This is a genomic window from Pseudomonas sp. Tun-23181 (genome assembly GCF_057415455.1).
Window position 1 is genome coordinate 4,515,132 of record NZ_CM171630.1, and the last position, 15,004, is coordinate 4,530,135.

Sequence of the window (15,004 nt, forward strand, 5' to 3'; positions counted from 1 at the left end):
TCTGCCTCATCGGCGGCGCGCACGGCTTTTTCTTGCAGCTCACTGAAACACGAACAGCGTCTCGTTGCTGAATTGCGCTTCGAACTGGTGGGCCGGCATCGGCCGGCCGAACAGGTAGCCCTGTACTTCGTCGCAGTCGTGCTCGCGCAGGAACTCCAGTTGCTCATGGGTTTCCACGCCCTCGGCGATCACCGCCAGGTTCAGGCTGTGGGCCATGGCGATGATCGCCCGGGCGATCTGCGCGTCCTGCTCGCCCTCGGGCAGGCCGTCGACGAAGGTGCGGTCGATCTTCAGCACGTCGATGGGGAACTGCTTGAGGTAGTTGAGCGATGAATAACCCGTGCCGAAGTCGTCGACCGCAATGCTCAGGCCCAGCTTCTTCAGGCTGTCGAGGATCTGCATGGCCTCGTTGACCTCGCGCATCAGAATGCTTTCGGTCAGCTCCAGCTCCAGGCAGGCCGGCGGCAGGCCGGTTTCCTCCAGGATGGTGGCGATGCGGGTGCCCAACTGGCCATCGGAGAACTGCCGCGCCGAAATGTTCACCGACACCTTCGGCACCCGCACCCTGGCCTTGTGCCAGGCCTTGAGCTGGCGGCTGGCCTCGCGCAGTACCCAGTCGCCGACATCCACCACCAGGCCCAGCTCCTCGATCACCGGGATGAAGTCGCCCGGCGGTACCAGGCCGCGGCGCGGGTGGCGCCAGCGCAGCAGCGCCTCGGCACCGGTCAGGCGCTTGCCGTCGCCGCTGAACTGCGGTTGGTAGTAGAGCATGAACTCGTTCTGCTCCAAGGCATGGCGCAGGTCGCTTTCCAGCTCCAGGCGCTCCAGGGCGCTGGCGTTCATGTCGGCCTGGTAGAACTGGAAATTGTTCTTGCCGCGCTCCTTGGCGTGGTACATGGCCGTGTCGGCGTTCTTCATCAACTGGCTGAGCTCGCTGCCATCCTGCGGGCTGAGGGCGATGCCGATGCTGGCAGTGACGAAGAACTCGCGGCCCTCCAGGACGAACGGCCGTACCAGGCTGCCGAGGATGTTCTCGGCCACGTGGATGGCGCGGTTCAAGGCCATCTCGCGGCTCGCCCTGGGTTGCAGCAGCAGGGTGAACTCGTCGCCACCCATGCGTGCCACGGTATCGTCGTCGTCGACACAGGCCAACAGGCGCTGGGCCATGTCCTTGAGCATGCGGTCGCCCGCCGCGTGGCCCAGGGAGTCGTTGATCGGCTTGAAACGGTCCAGGTCGAGGAACATCAGTACCACCCACGCCTTGTACCGCTCGGCCTGCTGCAGGGCGGTATGGAGCCGGTCCTGGAACAGAGTACGGTTGGGCAGGTGGGTCAATGCGTCGTAGTACGCCAGGCGGTGGATACGCTGCTCGCTGGCCTTGCGTTCGCTGATGTCGGTGAAGAAGCACACATAGCTGGCCAGGTCGCCTTCCTCGTCGAGCACCGCTGTGATGCCGACCCACGCTGGATACGGCTCGCCGTTGCGCCGCTTGAGCCATACCTCGCCTTCCCAGCTGCCACGCTGGTGCAGTTGCTTGAGCACATAGCGCAGGTGCGCGTCCTGCTGTTCATCGACCGTGAGCATGCCCGGCAACTGGTCGAGCACCTCGCTGACCGCGTAGCCGCTGACGCGGCTGAAGGCCTCGTTGGCCTGGACGATGTAGCCGGCCGGGTCGGTGATGAGAATGGCCGAGGTCGAGTGTTCGAATACCGTCGCGGCCATGCGCAGGTCCTTCTCGGCGCGGCGCTGCTGGCTGATGTCGCGGCCGACGCCGAGCAGGCCCTCGAAGCACTCGTGCTCGTCCCACACCAGCACCAGGCGCAGTTCGATGGGGATCTTGCGGCCATCGGCGCGCAGGCAGTCGAACAGGAACATCTGGGTCGGCAGCTGGCTGCGCAGCTGGGCCAGCTGTTCGCTGTCGCCCAGGGCCTTGCTGACCCGCTCCATCAGGCTGTAGAGGCCGGTGAGCTGGGCCGGGTTGGCGATGACCGACTGCCAGCCGTGCTGGAAGAACCACTCGGCCGGGTAGCCCAGCACGGCTTGCGCGGAAGGGCTGACGTAATCGAGTTGCAACTGGCTGTTGGTCGAGAAGATCACGTCGCTGATGCTTTCGGCCAGCATGCGATAGCGCTGTTCGCTGTCGCGCAGGGACTCGCTGGCCTCGATCTGCACCGTGACGTCCTTGCCCACGCCGATGATACGGGTGACCAGGCCGTCGGCATCGCGGGTCAGCACCTGTTCGCGGATGTCGTAGCAGCGCCAGTTGCCATCGCGGTGGCGAAAGCGCAACTGGCAGTGCAAGGAGTCGCTGTGGCCGGTGTCGCGCTGTTGGCGGCGCAGCGCGTGGTAGTGCTCGCTGTCCTCCGGGTGCAGCAACAGTTCCCAGAAGCGGTCGCCCATCTGTGTCAGCTCGGTGCGGTCGTAGCCGAGGGTTTGGCCGAGGTGGCGGTTGCTGAAGATCATCCGCTGGCTCTGCACGTCCTGCACGTACAACTGGTCGGGGACGGTGCGCACCACATCGGACCAGAAACTCTCGCGCTCAAGCAGCGACAGCTCGACCTGCTTGCGGCTGGTGATATCGCTGATGCTCAGGATCACCGCCTGGTAGTCCCGGCGCTGCTGGGGCAGGCGGGCCATCAGCCACAGGTGCAGTTCGCCGCCCAGGGGCGCGGGCAGGCAGACTTCCAGTTCCAGCAGGGGGCGTTGCTCGATCAGGGCGTCGATCAGCTGCATGCCGATGCTGTCGCGACCCTCGCCGCTGCCTGCGATCAGGCGCTGCCAGGCGCCTTCGTTGCATTCGACGTTGAGCAGTTGCCGGGCGACCTGGTTGATCTCGGTGATCTTCAGTTCCTGCAGTAGCGAGCGGCGCAGGCTGCCGTCCAGGGCCAGGCTCTGCTTGAGGGCGGCGCGGTTGCGCAGGTGGTAGCGGTCGAGCTGGCCGGGCAGGCTGGAGAGGTCGAGCACGCACAACGCCACGCCGGTGCCCTCGAAGATCTCCTGGTAGCGCCGGTGATCTTCCTGCAAGGCGCGCTGGCGGCGGCGCATGTTGATCAGGGCGAGCACCGGCAGCAAGGCACAGACCAGCACCAACAGGCACTTGCCGATCAGCGCCGGCAGCAGCGTCTCTCGGGCAAGGCCGGCATCGAACAGCCCACGCAGTTGCCAGGTGCTGTTGTCGAGCAAGGCCAGCATCACGCTTTGCAGGGGCTCGTCGCTGAGCAGGGTAGGCCTGTTGCGCGCAAGCACCTCGCCGCTGCGGCTGCTTTCCAGCAGCCACAGGGGATGGCCCGCACCTTCCAGACGGTGGGTCAGCGTCTTGTAGTAGTCGTTGGACAGGCGCAACAGCCAGTAGCCGCGATCCTGTTCGGCCGGCTGGCGCAGCAGCAGGTAGACCTGGCGGCTGTCTGCGGCGTCGCTGAAGAAATATGCACGTCCCTGGCTGAGTTGCAGGAGCTCGGCGATCAGTTGACGGTCGGGGGTGTTCGCGAGACTGTCGCGCCTGACCTGCCCGGCGCTGCCCAGCCAGGCCACGTGGTGCAGGCCGGGCAGGCGCTGCTGCAGGGTCTGCAGCAGCGAGGGCAGCGCCGCCGGTGTCGGCGCTTCGATGTAGGGTTGCAGCAGGTTCACCGCCTGTTGGGCCTGAAGCGCCATGTTCAGGGTCAGGTGGTCGGCCAGTTCCGCATTCGTCGCCAGGCTCCGTTGGCGAAGGTCGGCCTGGGTGTGACGGAACTGGGCGAACAATTGCCATAGCAGCAACCCCAGCAGGACCAAGGCCAGCAGGGCCAGCGTGCCCTTGAGCGAGCCGCGCAGGGCGCTGCTCGACGCAGGCAGGGCAGGGCGCAGGGATGACGGGTGGGTAAGATCGGTCAAGCGATGGTCCTGCGATTGGGCTGGCGATGGCAGGGGTGAGACAAAGCGGCAAGCTGCAAGCCAAAAGCCAAAGCAGCCTCTACGCCAATCTGCTTTTTCTTGCAGCTTGCAGCTAGTCACCGACTAGCATGCCCCCAATTATGGCAAAGTGCCAGCGGCTGTGTCTGCTGCCAGTGGTCGCTACCGCTGATCCTCGTTCGGCAAGTCCCTGCGACCTGTGCGAGAATGCCGCCGCTTCATAGTCAACGCATCGGAGATGTACGGTTTGGTTACCCATTATTCCACCAATGGCCTCGATTCCGCCTGCGGGCGCAGCAGTCAGACCCTGGTCAGCACTGCCGTGGCCGATGACGTATCCTGCAAGTCCTGCCAGCGTTCGCTGGCCAAGCCCGACCCGGCCGCCGCCAATGTGCGCAAGAGCCCGTCGCTGGCTGAACTGCGCAAGTCCGCCAAGGCCGTTGCCGAGCCGGTCGTGGCGTCTGCCGCCAAGCCTGCGCCCAAGCCGGCCGCAGCGGCTACCGGCAAACCTGCCCGCTCCGGCGGTTTCAGCGTCAAGGCCGCCTGGGCCGCTCGCCTGGCCGGGCAATCCGAGCGCTGCCGCCTGCCACGGGGCAAGGTGAAACAGGCCCACGTCTGAGGCCTGGCGAGGGCTTCGTCCCCGACCGCAGGCTTTGCCCGCTTCCACAGTGTCCTGGTGTGGGAGCGGCGCTTCGGCGCCCCATCTGGTCAACGCCACCACTTGGCGTAGAATGGCCCACTTTGTTCAATGACACCCCGTAAACGCATCCCCCTGGCGCCCGCCAGGCGAGCGTCGATGTCTTTACCTATCTATAGAGGGCTTGGTTTTGGCTCAATACGTCTACACCATGCATCGGCTGAGCAAGGTCGTGCCGCCGAAGCGGGAAATCCTGAAGAACATCTCCCTGTCGTTCTTCCCAGGCGCGAAGATCGGTGTGCTCGGCCTCAACGGCGCGGGCAAGTCGACCCTGCTGCGGATCATGGCGGGCGTCGACAAGGAGTTCGACGGCGAAGCCCGTCCGATGCCCGATATCAACGTCGGCTACCTGCCCCAGGAGCCGCAACTGGACCCGAACAAGACCGTCCGCGAGGTGGTCGAGGAAGCGGTGAGCGTGATCAAGGACGCTCAGGCTCGCCTGGACGAGGTCTACGCCGCCTATGCAGAGCCGGATGCCGACTTCGACAAGCTGGCCGCCGAGCAGGCCAAGCTGGAAGCCATCCTGCAGGCCGCCGATGGCCACAACCTGGAGCGTCAGCTGGAAGTCGCCGCCGACGCCCTGCGCCTGCCGCCGTGGGACGCCAAGGTCGAGCACCTGTCTGGCGGTGAGAAGCGCCGTGTGGCCCTGTGCCGCCTGCTGCTGTCGGCTCCCGACATGCTGCTGCTGGACGAGCCGACCAACCACCTGGACGCCGACTCGGTGGCCTGGCTGGAGCACTTCCTGCACGACTTCCCCGGCACCGTGGTGGCGATCACCCACGACCGTTACTTCCTCGACAACGTCGCCGGCTGGATCCTCGAGCTGGACCGCGGCGCCGGCATCCCGTACGAAGGCAACTACTCGGGCTGGCTGGAAGCCAAGTCGGCGCGCCTGGAGCAGGAATCCAAGCAGCAGACCGCCCATGAGAAGGCCATGAAGGAAGAACTGGAGTGGGTGCGCAAAGGCGCCAAGGCCCGCCAGTCCAAGTCCAAGGCCCGTCTGGCGCGCTTCGAGGAGATGCAGTCGCAAGAGTTCCAGAAGCGCAGCGAGACCAACGAGATCTATATCCCGGCAGGCCCGCGCCTGGGCGACAAGGTCATCGAGTTCAAGAACGTCACCAAGGGCTATGGCGACCGTGTACTGATCGACAATCTGTCGTTCTCCATGCCCAAGGGCGCCATCGTTGGCGTGATCGGCGGCAACGGTGCCGGTAAGTCGACCCTGTTCCGCATGATCATGGGCAAGGAGCAGCCGGATTCGGGCAGCATCGAGATCGGCGAAACCGTGCAACTGGCCTGCGTCGACCAGAGCCGCGACGACCTGGACGGCGGCAAGACCGTGTTCCAGCAGATTTCCGATGGCTCCGACATGATCCGCATCGGCAGCTACGAGATCCCGTCGCGCACCTACGTCGGCCGCTTCAACTTCAAGGGCGGTGACCAGCAGAAGTTCGTCAAGGACCTCTCCGGTGGTGAGCGTGGCCGTCTGCACCTGGCCCTGACGCTGAAGGAGGGTGGCAACGTCCTGCTGCTCGACGAACCGTCCAACGATCTCGACGTCGAGACCCTGCGTTCGCTGGAAGAAGCCCTGCTGGACTTCCCGGGCGCGGCCATCGTGATCTCCCACGACCGTTGGTTCCTGGACCGCGTGGCCACGCACATCCTGGCCTACGAGGACGACTCGAACGTGGTGTTCTTCGAGGGCAACTACACCGAGTACGAAGCCGATCGCAAGAAGCGCCTGGGCGATGCTGCCGCCCAGCCGCACCGGGTACGGCACAAGAAGCTGGCGCAGTAACCCGCAACGGGTTGCACGATAGTGGGGCCTTCATGGCCCCATTTTTGTGCCGGCTCGAAACGGGGCTGGCATCTTGGCGCCGCGCCGACGCGAAGAGGGCGGAGCCGCCAGCAGGAAACGCACGTTTTGTATACATTTATATAAAACGCACCAAAAAAATTCAAAAAAACGACATTGCGCCCTATTCCAGTGCGATTGCTTCTTGGTACATTCCAGAAAAAACCAAATAAGTCCAAATCCCTCTTGGTGAGATGTCTACCATGATCGAATCCGTCGACCATTTCCTGGCCCGCCTCAAGCAGCGCGACCCGGCCCAGCCCGAGTTCCACCAGGCCGTCGAAGAAGTGCTGCGCAGCCTCTGGCCCTTCCTCGAAGCCAACCCCCATTACCTGCAGGCCGGCATCCTCGAACGCATGGTCGAGCCGGAGCGGGCGGTACTGTTCCGCGTGTCCTGGGTCGATGACCAGGGCAAGGTCCAGGTCAACCGCGGCTACCGCATCCAGATGAGCAGCGCCATCGGCCCATACAAGGGCGGCCTGCGCTTCCATCCGTCGGTCAACCTGGGCGTGCTCAAGTTCCTGGCCTTCGAGCAAGTCTTCAAGAACTCGCTGACCTCGCTGCCCATGGGCGGCGGCAAGGGCGGCTCGGACTTCGATCCGAAGGGCAAGAGCGATGCCGAGGTCATGCGCTTCTGCCAGGCCTTCATGAGCGAGCTGTATCGCCACATCGGCGCCGACCTGGACGTGCCTGCCGGTGACATCGGCGTCGGCGCCCGCGAGATCGGCTACATGTTCGGCCAGTACAAGCGCCTGGCCAACCAGTTCACGTCGGTGCTGACCGGCAAGGGCATGACCTACGGCGGCAGCCTGATCCGCCCGGAGGCCACCGGCTACGGCTGCGTGTACTTCGCCGAGGAAATGCTCAAACGCCGCGACCTGCGCATCGACGGCCGCCGCGTGGCCATCTCCGGCTCCGGCAACGTCGCGCAGTATGCGGCACGCAAGGTCATGGACCTGGGCGGCAAGGTGATCTCGCTGTCCGACTCCGAAGGCACCCTGTTCTGCGAAGCCGGCCTGACCGACGAGCAGTGGCAAGCGCTGATGGAACTCAAGAACGTCAAGCGCGGCCGCATCAGCGAGCTGGCCAGCCTGTATGGCCTGGAGTTCCGCAAGGGCCAGACCCCGTGGAGCCTGCCGTGCGACATCGCCCTGCCGTGCGCCACCCAGAACGAGCTGGACGCCGAGGATGCCCGCACCTTGCTGCGCAACGGCTGCATCTGCGTGGCGGAAGGCGCCAACATGCCGACGACCCTCGAGGCTGTGGATATCTTCCTGGAAGCCGGCATCCTCTATGCCCCGGGCAAGGCCTCCAACGCCGGTGGCGTGGCCGTTTCGGGCCTGGAGATGTCGCAGAACGCCATGCGCCTGCTGTGGACCGCTGGCGAAGTGGACAGCAAGCTGCACAACATCATGCAGTCGATCCACCACGCCTGCGTGCACTACGGCGAGGAAGCCGACGGCTCCATCAACTACGTCAAGGGCGCCAACATCGCCGGTTTCGTCAAGGTCGCCGATGCCATGCTGGCCCAGGGAGTGGTCTAGTAGCCTGCGGGCTACTCGTCCTGCGCCTCGATGGCGATGACCTCGATCAGCTGATCGCCGGCAGGTCGTCGCCACAGCACCTCGTCGCCGGGGCCGGCGCCCAGTAGCGCGCGGCCCAGGGGCGATCCCCAGTTGACCAGGCCCTGCGCGGCATCGGCCTGGTCCTCTCCCACCAGTTGAACCCTGTGTTCCTGGTCCTGTTCATCGACGAAGGTCACCCGGCTGCCGATCTGCACCTTGTCCCGCGAGGTCGCGGCGGGCACCACCTGGGCGCTCTGCACGCGCGCGCCGAAGTAGCGCAGGTCACGTTCGGCATCGGCCAGGCGCTGCTTGTCGGCGTGTTCACCCTGGGCCTGCAGCTCGCTGCGTAGCGCATTGAGCTCGGCCAGGCGCTGCTGCAATTGGGCCAGGCCCTTGGCCGTGACGTAGTTGGGCTGGTCGCTGACCCGGCGCTCCACCGGCTGGTTGGCCTGGGCGGCGGCCTGATCCTCGTTGACGAATGCTCGGCTCATGGAAGGCCTCCTTGTGCAGCAGACCATGATGGCAGGTTGCGAGTTTCAAGGGTTGTCCGATTGCGACTTCCTTGCCATCCAGCGATGGCCTGTCAGCCATGAGGCAGCCCCATCAGTAGTGATACCACTTCAACTCCAGCATCACCTCGTTCTGCGCCGTGGCCAACTGGCTGAAGGTGCGCCGGGCACTCAGCCTCAGCCCCAGGTCGCGGTTGATCTCCCACTGCTGGTTGAGGCTCAGGCTGCGCCGCACTTCGCCATTGGCGAAATAGTCGCCCTTGGCCTCCAGGGTCATGTTGCCCAGGCCATTGCGCCACAACAGCCCGCCATTGAAACCCGCCGCCGGTGCGACGAACTGGGCGAAGTCGTTGTGGTGTTCGATCCGCACCGTGCCCAGGGCAAAGCCCAGCAGGCCATCGGCCAACTGCCAGGTTCCGCCGGCACCGCCATTGACGTGGCTGACCAGCACCTCGTCGTCGTGCTTGCCCGGCACCCGCTCCAGGCCACCGGCAACCTGCCACGACCAGGGCTTGAGCAGTTCGTTGCGCGGGGTCAGGGAGCGGATGGTCGCCAGGTCCAGGCGTTGTACCTGCCAGTCGTTGCCCTCGTACTGGCGCAGCTTGAGCTGGAGGATCTCGATCTGCGCGCCGAGGGGGAAGCCGTAGGCGTTGTCGTTGAGGTCGTGGTAGGCCATGCGCAGGCCGTATTCGGCATAGGCGCGGTCGTCGCGGGTGCCCACACCCAACTGCCAGGTGCGCGACTGGTGGCCGTTCTCGGGCAGGCCCGGGCGCTCGATCTCCAGGGGCGGCGGTGGGTTGCGATTGATCGCCCGCAGCAGCTCGAAGCTGCGCCTGGCCTGGGCCGGGTCGCGTTCCCGGCCGTTGGCACGGTAACGCTCTAGGCGGTAGGCCGCGTCCTGTACCAGCGCCTGGCGCTCGCGGGGCAGGGCAGTGAACTCGGGGCTTTGCAACTGGTCGGTGTCGGCGCTGATGGCCAGCACCTGGCGTTTCTCGTCATGCTCCAGCGGCTCGGCGCGGGCCAGCAGTTCGCGTTCGCGGGACGGCCGATAGCGTACGCTGGCGACCAGGCCGGACTGCTTGACGGCCTTGACCGTGTCGGTGGGAATGGCGGTCAACGGGAACTGTGAAGTCAGGTCCAGGCCAGGGCGCGCCACCTGCAGGAGTTCCAGCAGGCGGTAGGAGCAGTTCTCGTCGAAGAAGAAATAGTCGAACTGGATCTGCTTGAGCTCCCAGACGTGCTCGACCATGCGCCCCGTCTCCTCCGGTGTCAGGTCCAGCTGGTATTCCCACAGGTCGCGGTTCTCCAGGCTGCGGTATTCGGAGAGCTTTTCCTGGTAGGGCATCAGCGCGAACAGGCCCGGATAGCCGCCCATCAAGCCTTTCCAGGCATAGAGGATGCTGTTGTCGCTGCCCTCGATGTAGGCACCGAAGTTGATCGCGTAGCTCAGCAGCGTGGTGTCGTCGCTGCGGGTATTGGCCTGGTCGATGCGCAGCAAGGTATGGCCGAACATCGACGAGGGGCTGTTCAGGTAGGCCGCCGGAAACACCAGCACAGTGCTGTGCGGGTCGATGGCGCGGTACCAGGTGGTGTATTCCTGGCAGTCCGGCTGCGGCAGGTCGTTCAGCGCGAGCTGCTCACGCAGCCAGCGGGTGCGCGCCGGAAAGACGCACTGGGCATGCTTGTCGCCCAGGCTGGCCGGGGCGTATAGCGCCTGCACCGTGGCTTGCAGTTCGCGGTCCGGGTGATGGGCGCCGTCCTCGGCGAGGAAGAAGGCGTCATCGTCCACATAGCTGCGCCAGCCGCCGAGCGTGCCGGTCTCGTAGTGGCCGAGGGCGATCCAGTAGGGGGTCGAAGCCAACTGTTGCAGGCGTGCCGGGTCGAGCTGCGGCGCGGCATGAAGCGGGGCACTGGCGATGAGCGCCAGGGAGGCGAGGCGTTTGAGCATGTCGGGCAACTACGTCTGGATGATGCCGAAGGTGGATGAGCCGTACCCGCCCCGGTATCGGGGCGGGACAGGCGGGACTCAGGCCTCGGTGGCGTACTTGGCCAGGCGCGGGTCGCTCTTGAGGACCGCGAGGGTGTTGCTGTGGACGGTTTCGGCCGTCACGTCGGCACTGCTGAAGATCTCGCTGAAGTGCTGGTGGGTGACCGTGGCGAAGTGCGCGCGGTCTTCGGGCGCCACGCCCAGGACCACGGCATAGGTGGTCAGGGCTTCGCCCTGGCCCTTGGCCATGTCTTCGGAGAGTTCGTTCATCATGCCGTTCATGGCGAACCAGGATTTGCCGCCGTAGGTCAGGGCCGCCTTGGTCGAGCAGCCGTTGGTGCCCGAGGTCATGCCGAAGGTCGCATTGCCGGACGTGCCGTTGGTGGTGGATGCCAGGAAGTGGGCCGGTGTGCCGCGCTGGCCCTCGAACAGCAGGTTGCCCCAGCCGCAGTTGGGTCCGCCAGGCGCTTCTGCCATGGCATTGATCGAAACTGCGGTGAACAGAGTACCCAGAAGAATCCGTTTCATAGCGTTGTTCTCTTTCTCAGTAGACGTACCAATGGTCAGGGTTCTGGCAAGCCGGTTGCCAGGTCGGGAAAGCAAATACGCCCACCCGCGCAGGTTGGAGTTTAGGCACGATCCAAAGGTTGCGTTGTTTATTGCGAAAAATTGCTTGCGAAATCGTTGGGGTTGGACTGCGACATAAAGTCCCGGCAAGCCTTGCAAGCAGCGCGTTGGCGGCGCCAGAATGCCTTTCATCCGCCCCGCCGAAGTAAGGAAACCCAATGCCCGATCCTGTCGCCTCGCGCCTGCGTCTTGCGCCCGAAGCCCTGACCCGGCGTTTCTCCGCCGAGCAGTTCGCTTTTTCCACCACCGACGATCTGGAGCCGTTCCGAGGGGTCCTGGGCCAGGAGCGTGCCGTCGAGGCCCTGCAGTTCGGCGTGGCCATGCCGCGCCCCGGATACAACGTGTATGTCATGGGCGAGCCCGGCACCGGGCGCTTCTCGTTCGTCAAGCGCTACCTCAAGGCCGAGGGCAAGCGCCAGCAGACCCCGGCCGACTGGGTCTACGTCAACAACTTCGACGAGACCCGCGAGCCCCGCGCCCTGGAGCTGCCGGCCGGCAGCGCCAGCGAATTCATCGCCGACATGAACGGTTTGATCGACAACCTGCTGGCCACCTTCCCGGCGGTGTTCGAGCACCCCACCTACCAGCAGAAGAAAGGGGCCATCGATCGCGCCTTCAACCAGCGCTATGACCGTGCCCTGGACGTGATCGAGCGGGCCTCGCTGGAAAAGGACGTGGCCCTGTACCGCGATGCCAGCAATGTCGCCTTCACCCCCATGAGCGACGGCAAGGCCCTGGACGAGGCCGAGTTCGCCCAGTTGCCCGAGGAAGTCCGCGAGCGCTTCCACGAAGACATCGCCGCGCTGGAGGAGCGCCTCAACGAGGAACTGGCCAGCTTGCCCCAGTGGAAACGCGAGTCGAACAACCAATTGCGCCAGCTCAACGAAGAGACCATCACCCTGTCTCTGCAGCCGCTGCTGGCGCCGTTGTCGGAGAAGTACGCGGAAAACGCGGCGGTCTGCGCCTACCTGCAATCGGTGCAACTGAACCTGCTGCGCACCGTGGTCGAGCAACTGGTCGACGACAGCAAGCCTGACGCCGTGGCGCGCAAGATGCTCGAGGAGCAGTACGCGCCGAGCCTGGTGGTCGGCCACCACGCCAACGGCGGCGCGCCGGTGGTGTTCGAGCCGCACCCGACCTACGACAACCTGTTCGGCCGTATCGAATACAGCACCGACCAGGGCGCGCTGTACACCTCCTACCGCCAGCTGCGCCCAGGCGCGTTGCACCGGGCCAATGGTGGCTTCCTGATTCTCGAGGCGGAGAAGATGCTCGGCGAGCCCTTCGTCTGGGACGCCCTCAAGCGCGCCTTGCAGTCGCGCAAGCTGAAGATGGAGTCGCCGCTGGGCGAACTGGGCCGGGTCGCCACCGTGACCCTGACGCCGCAGATGATCCCGCTCAACGTCAAGCTGGTGATCATCGGTTCGCGCCAGCTGTACTACGCCCTGCAGGACCACGACTCGGACTTCCAGGAGATGTTCCGGGTCCTGGTGGACTTCGACGAGGACATGCCCCTGGTCGAAGAGAACCTGGAGCAGTTCGCCCAGTTGCTTCGCACACGCACCAACGAAGAGGGCATGGCCCCACTGACCAGCGACGCGGTGGCGCGGCTGGCCACCTACAGCGCTCGCCTGGCGGAAAACCAGTCGCGCCTGTCGGCACGCATCGGCGACCTGTTCCAGTTGGTCAGCGAAGCCGACTTCATCCGCCAACTGGCCAGCGACGAAATGACCGATGCCGGGCACATCGAGCGGGCGCTCAAGGCCAAGGCCACGCGCACCGGGCGGGTGTCCCAGCGGGTGCTCGACGACATGCTCGCCGGGATCATCCTGATCGACACCGAAGGGGCGGCCATCGGCAAGTGCAACGGCCTGACCGTGCTCGAGGTCGGCGACTCGGCGTTCGGTATGCCGGCGCGAATCTCCGCCACGGTCTACCCGGGCGGCAGCGGGATCGTCGACATCGAGCGTGAGGTCAACCTCGGCCAGCCGATCCACTCCAAGGGGGTGATGATCCTCACCGGCTACCTGGGCAGCCGCTACGCCCAGGAGTTCCCCCTGGCGATCTCGGCGAGCATCGCCCTGGAGCAATCCTATGGTTACGTCGACGGCGACAGCGCCTCGCTCGGCGAGGTCTGCACCTTGATCTCGGCGTTGTCCCGCACGCCGCTCAAGCAGTGTTTCGCTATCACCGGCTCGATCAACCAGTTCGGCGAGGTGCAGGCAGTGGGGGGCGTCAACGAGAAGATCGAAGGCTTCTTCCGGCTGTGCGAGGCACGCGGGCTGACCGGCGAGCAGGGCGTGATCATTCCGCGCGCCAACGTCGCCACCTTGATGCTCGACGAGCGGGTGCTGCGGGCGGTCGAGGCCGGGCGTTTCCATGTCTATGCCGTCAGCCAGGCCGACGAGGCCTTGAGCCTGCTGGTGGGCGAGGAGGCCGGCGCGCCGGACGCGCAGGGCCAGTTCCCCGAGGGCAGCGTCAATGCGCGGGTGGTGGAGCGCCTGCGCGAGATCGCCGAGATGGTCAGCGAGGAAGACATCAAGGAGGCGGAGAAAGAGCGGCTGGAGGAGGCGCTGGCCCAGGCCAAGCCTGCCTGAGTCAATAAAACGGCGCTGGCGGCCATGTGCTACCGTTCAGCGCCGGTTTTCCAGCCTGGGCGCGGGTCTTCTATGCTGGTTTTTAAGGACGGTATCAGCGTTCAGGATGGAGACAGCCTGAGGTTCAGGCTGAACAAGGCTTCACAGAGGGGACGCCGCCATGCGCAACCTCAGCCTCACCCGCCAGTGCCTGGGCCTGGTGACCCGCATCGAATGCAGCATTCGTCCATTGGCCGGTGACAACGGCATGTGGACGCTGCTCTTCGCCGCCGGCATGGCCGGTGAACAACCCTCTGCGATCAAGGCCCAGGGCCCGTTCCATGGCCCGCTGGTGGCCGAGTCGGTGCTCAATGCCATCGTCGACAGCCTCACCTTGCATGGCTACCAGGTCGCCGATGATCCGCAGATCTGGTGCCTGCACCTGCAGGCGCAGTTGCGCCGGATCAATGGCGAGCGCTGTCGCAACCTGGGGGATTACCAGTTTCATCCGGAGACCTGAGCAGGCGCTGTCCGCTGCCAAGGGGGCCGCTTCATGCCCCATCGCCGGCAAGCCGGCATGCACAGATTCGTGAACGGCGCGGGCCCCTGTGGGAGCCGGCTTGCCGGCGATGGGCTGCAAGGCAGCCCCGTTACCGCTTGACCGACCGGCATCGGGGCAAGTCCGCGCAATGCAAGATGTCGGTCTTTTGCTTATACTCGCGCTCGCTTTTCTAGCCTTCTGACGAGTCCCTATCCTCCATGGAACGTATCCTCGAAAATGCGATGTATGCCTCGCGCTGGCTGCTCGCCCCGATCTATTTCGGCCTGTCCCTGGGCCTGCTGGCGCTGGCACTGAAATTCTTCCAGGAAGTCATCCACGTCCTGCCCAATGTCTTTTCCCTGAGCGAGGCCGACCTGATCCTGGTCATCCTGTCGCTGATCGACATGTCGCTGGTCGGCGGCCTGCTGGTGATGGTGATGATCTCCGGCTACGAGAACTTCGTCTCGCAGCTGGACATCGACGACAACAAGGAGAAGCTCAACTGGCTGGGCAAGATGGACTCCTCCTCGCTGAAGATGAAGGTCGCCGCCTCCATCGTGGCGATTTCCTCGATCCACCTGCTGCGGGTGTTCATGGATGCCCAGAACATCTCCACCGACTACCTGATGTGGTACGTGATCATCCACATGACTTTCGTCATCTCGGCGTTCGTCATGGGTTACCTGGACAAGGTCACCAAGCACTGACCGCTGGCCGACCCCGGCGAGCCCTCCACCGCCCGTCCGTTGCGAAACGGAC

General features: G+C 65.0%; 10 protein-coding genes. 6 read left to right on the top strand and 4 right to left on the bottom strand.

The features are described 5' to 3' along the window. Positions 1 to 39: 39 nt before the first annotated feature. Positions 40 to 3,870: a sensor domain-containing protein gene (locus tag ACDI39_RS21360; RefSeq protein WP_486537020.1), complete on the bottom strand. Its 3,831-nt coding sequence runs from the start codon at positions 3,868 to 3,870 to the stop codon at positions 40 to 42. A 265-nt stretch (positions 3,871 to 4,135) separates the two neighbouring features. Here ACDI39_RS21360 and ACDI39_RS21365 point away from each other — a divergent pair, with 265 nt between their 5' ends. The 3 genes from ACDI39_RS21365 (at position 4,136) to gdhA (ending at position 7,984) form a co-directional block, all read left to right on the top strand. Continuing rightward, a complete protein-coding gene (locus ACDI39_RS21365) occupies positions 4,136 to 4,507 on the top strand; it encodes a hypothetical protein (protein ID WP_225790594.1) in 372 nt (123 codons plus the stop codon). 208 nt (positions 4,508 to 4,715) lie between these two features. Next, entirely contained in the window at positions 4,716 to 6,383 is a 1,668-nt protein-coding gene (ettA, locus tag ACDI39_RS21370; protein WP_225790587.1) for an energy-dependent translational throttle protein EttA, read from the top strand. Between the two features lie 260 nt (positions 6,384 to 6,643). After that, positions 6,644 to 7,984, top strand: coding sequence for an NADP-specific glutamate dehydrogenase (gene gdhA, locus ACDI39_RS21375; RefSeq protein WP_225790586.1), 1,341 nt, complete (start codon positions 6,644 to 6,646; stop codon positions 7,982 to 7,984). An 11-nt stretch (positions 7,985 to 7,995) separates the two neighbouring features. Here the strand turns inward: gdhA and ACDI39_RS21380 are convergent, their stop codons facing one another. The 3 genes from ACDI39_RS21380 to ACDI39_RS21390 all read right to left on the bottom strand — a co-directional run bounded on the left by ACDI39_RS21380 (position 7,996) and on the right by ACDI39_RS21390 (position 11,029). Continuing rightward, the gene (locus ACDI39_RS21380) at positions 7,996 to 8,496 is read right to left on the bottom strand and encodes a GreA/GreB family elongation factor (protein ID WP_225790585.1); all 501 of its coding nucleotides are present in this window, start codon (positions 8,494 to 8,496) and stop codon (positions 7,996 to 7,998) included. A gap of 112 nt (positions 8,497 to 8,608) precedes the next feature. After that, on the bottom strand, positions 8,609 to 10,462 hold the full coding sequence (locus tag ACDI39_RS21385; protein WP_253081686.1) for an Lnb N-terminal periplasmic domain-containing protein: 1,854 nt from the start codon (positions 10,460 to 10,462) through the stop codon (positions 8,609 to 8,611). A gap of 78 nt (positions 10,463 to 10,540) precedes the next feature. Next, complete coding sequence (locus ACDI39_RS21390) at positions 10,541 to 11,029, bottom strand: DUF3015 domain-containing protein (RefSeq protein WP_225790583.1); 489 nt, start codon at positions 11,027 to 11,029, stop codon at positions 10,541 to 10,543. A gap of 257 nt (positions 11,030 to 11,286) precedes the next feature. On the opposite strand from ACDI39_RS21390, the gene ACDI39_RS21395 reads away from it, so the two are divergent. The 3 genes from ACDI39_RS21395 to ACDI39_RS21405 all read left to right on the top strand — a co-directional run bounded on the left by ACDI39_RS21395 (position 11,287) and on the right by ACDI39_RS21405 (position 14,952). Beyond that, on the top strand, positions 11,287 to 13,725 hold the full coding sequence (locus ACDI39_RS21395) for a Lon protease family protein (protein WP_225790582.1): 2,439 nt from the start codon (positions 11,287 to 11,289) through the stop codon (positions 13,723 to 13,725). Positions 13,726 to 13,885: 160 nt separating this feature from the next. Beyond that, on the top strand, positions 13,886 to 14,224 hold the full coding sequence (locus tag ACDI39_RS21400) for a PA4575 family protein (RefSeq protein ID WP_225790581.1): 339 nt from the start codon (positions 13,886 to 13,888) through the stop codon (positions 14,222 to 14,224). 239 nt (positions 14,225 to 14,463) lie between these two features. After that, entirely contained in the window at positions 14,464 to 14,952 is a 489-nt protein-coding gene (locus ACDI39_RS21405) for a TIGR00645 family protein (RefSeq protein ID WP_225790580.1), read from the top strand. Positions 14,953 to 15,004: the final 52 nt, after the last annotated feature.

Excerpts from the sequence above, each read along its gene's own strand:
- gdhA (WP_225790586.1), top strand. The coding sequence starts at position 6,644 with ATGATCGAATCCGTCGACCATTTCCTGGCCCGCCTCAAGCAGCGCGAC.
- ACDI39_RS21380 (WP_225790585.1), bottom strand. The coding sequence starts at position 8,496 with ATGAGCCGAGCATTCGTCAACGAGGATCAGGCCGCCGCCCAGGCCAAC.
- ACDI39_RS21385 (WP_253081686.1), bottom strand. The coding sequence starts at position 10,462 with ATGCTCAAACGCCTCGCCTCCCTGGCGCTCATCGCCAGTGCCCCGCTT.
- ACDI39_RS21390 (WP_225790583.1), bottom strand. The coding sequence starts at position 11,029 with ATGAAACGGATTCTTCTGGGTACTCTGTTCACCGCAGTTTCGATCAAT.
- ACDI39_RS21395 (WP_225790582.1), top strand. The coding sequence starts at position 11,287 with ATGCCCGATCCTGTCGCCTCGCGCCTGCGTCTTGCGCCCGAAGCCCTG.
- ACDI39_RS21400 (WP_225790581.1), top strand. The coding sequence starts at position 13,886 with ATGCGCAACCTCAGCCTCACCCGCCAGTGCCTGGGCCTGGTGACCCGC.
- ACDI39_RS21405 (WP_225790580.1), top strand. The coding sequence starts at position 14,464 with ATGGAACGTATCCTCGAAAATGCGATGTATGCCTCGCGCTGGCTGCTC.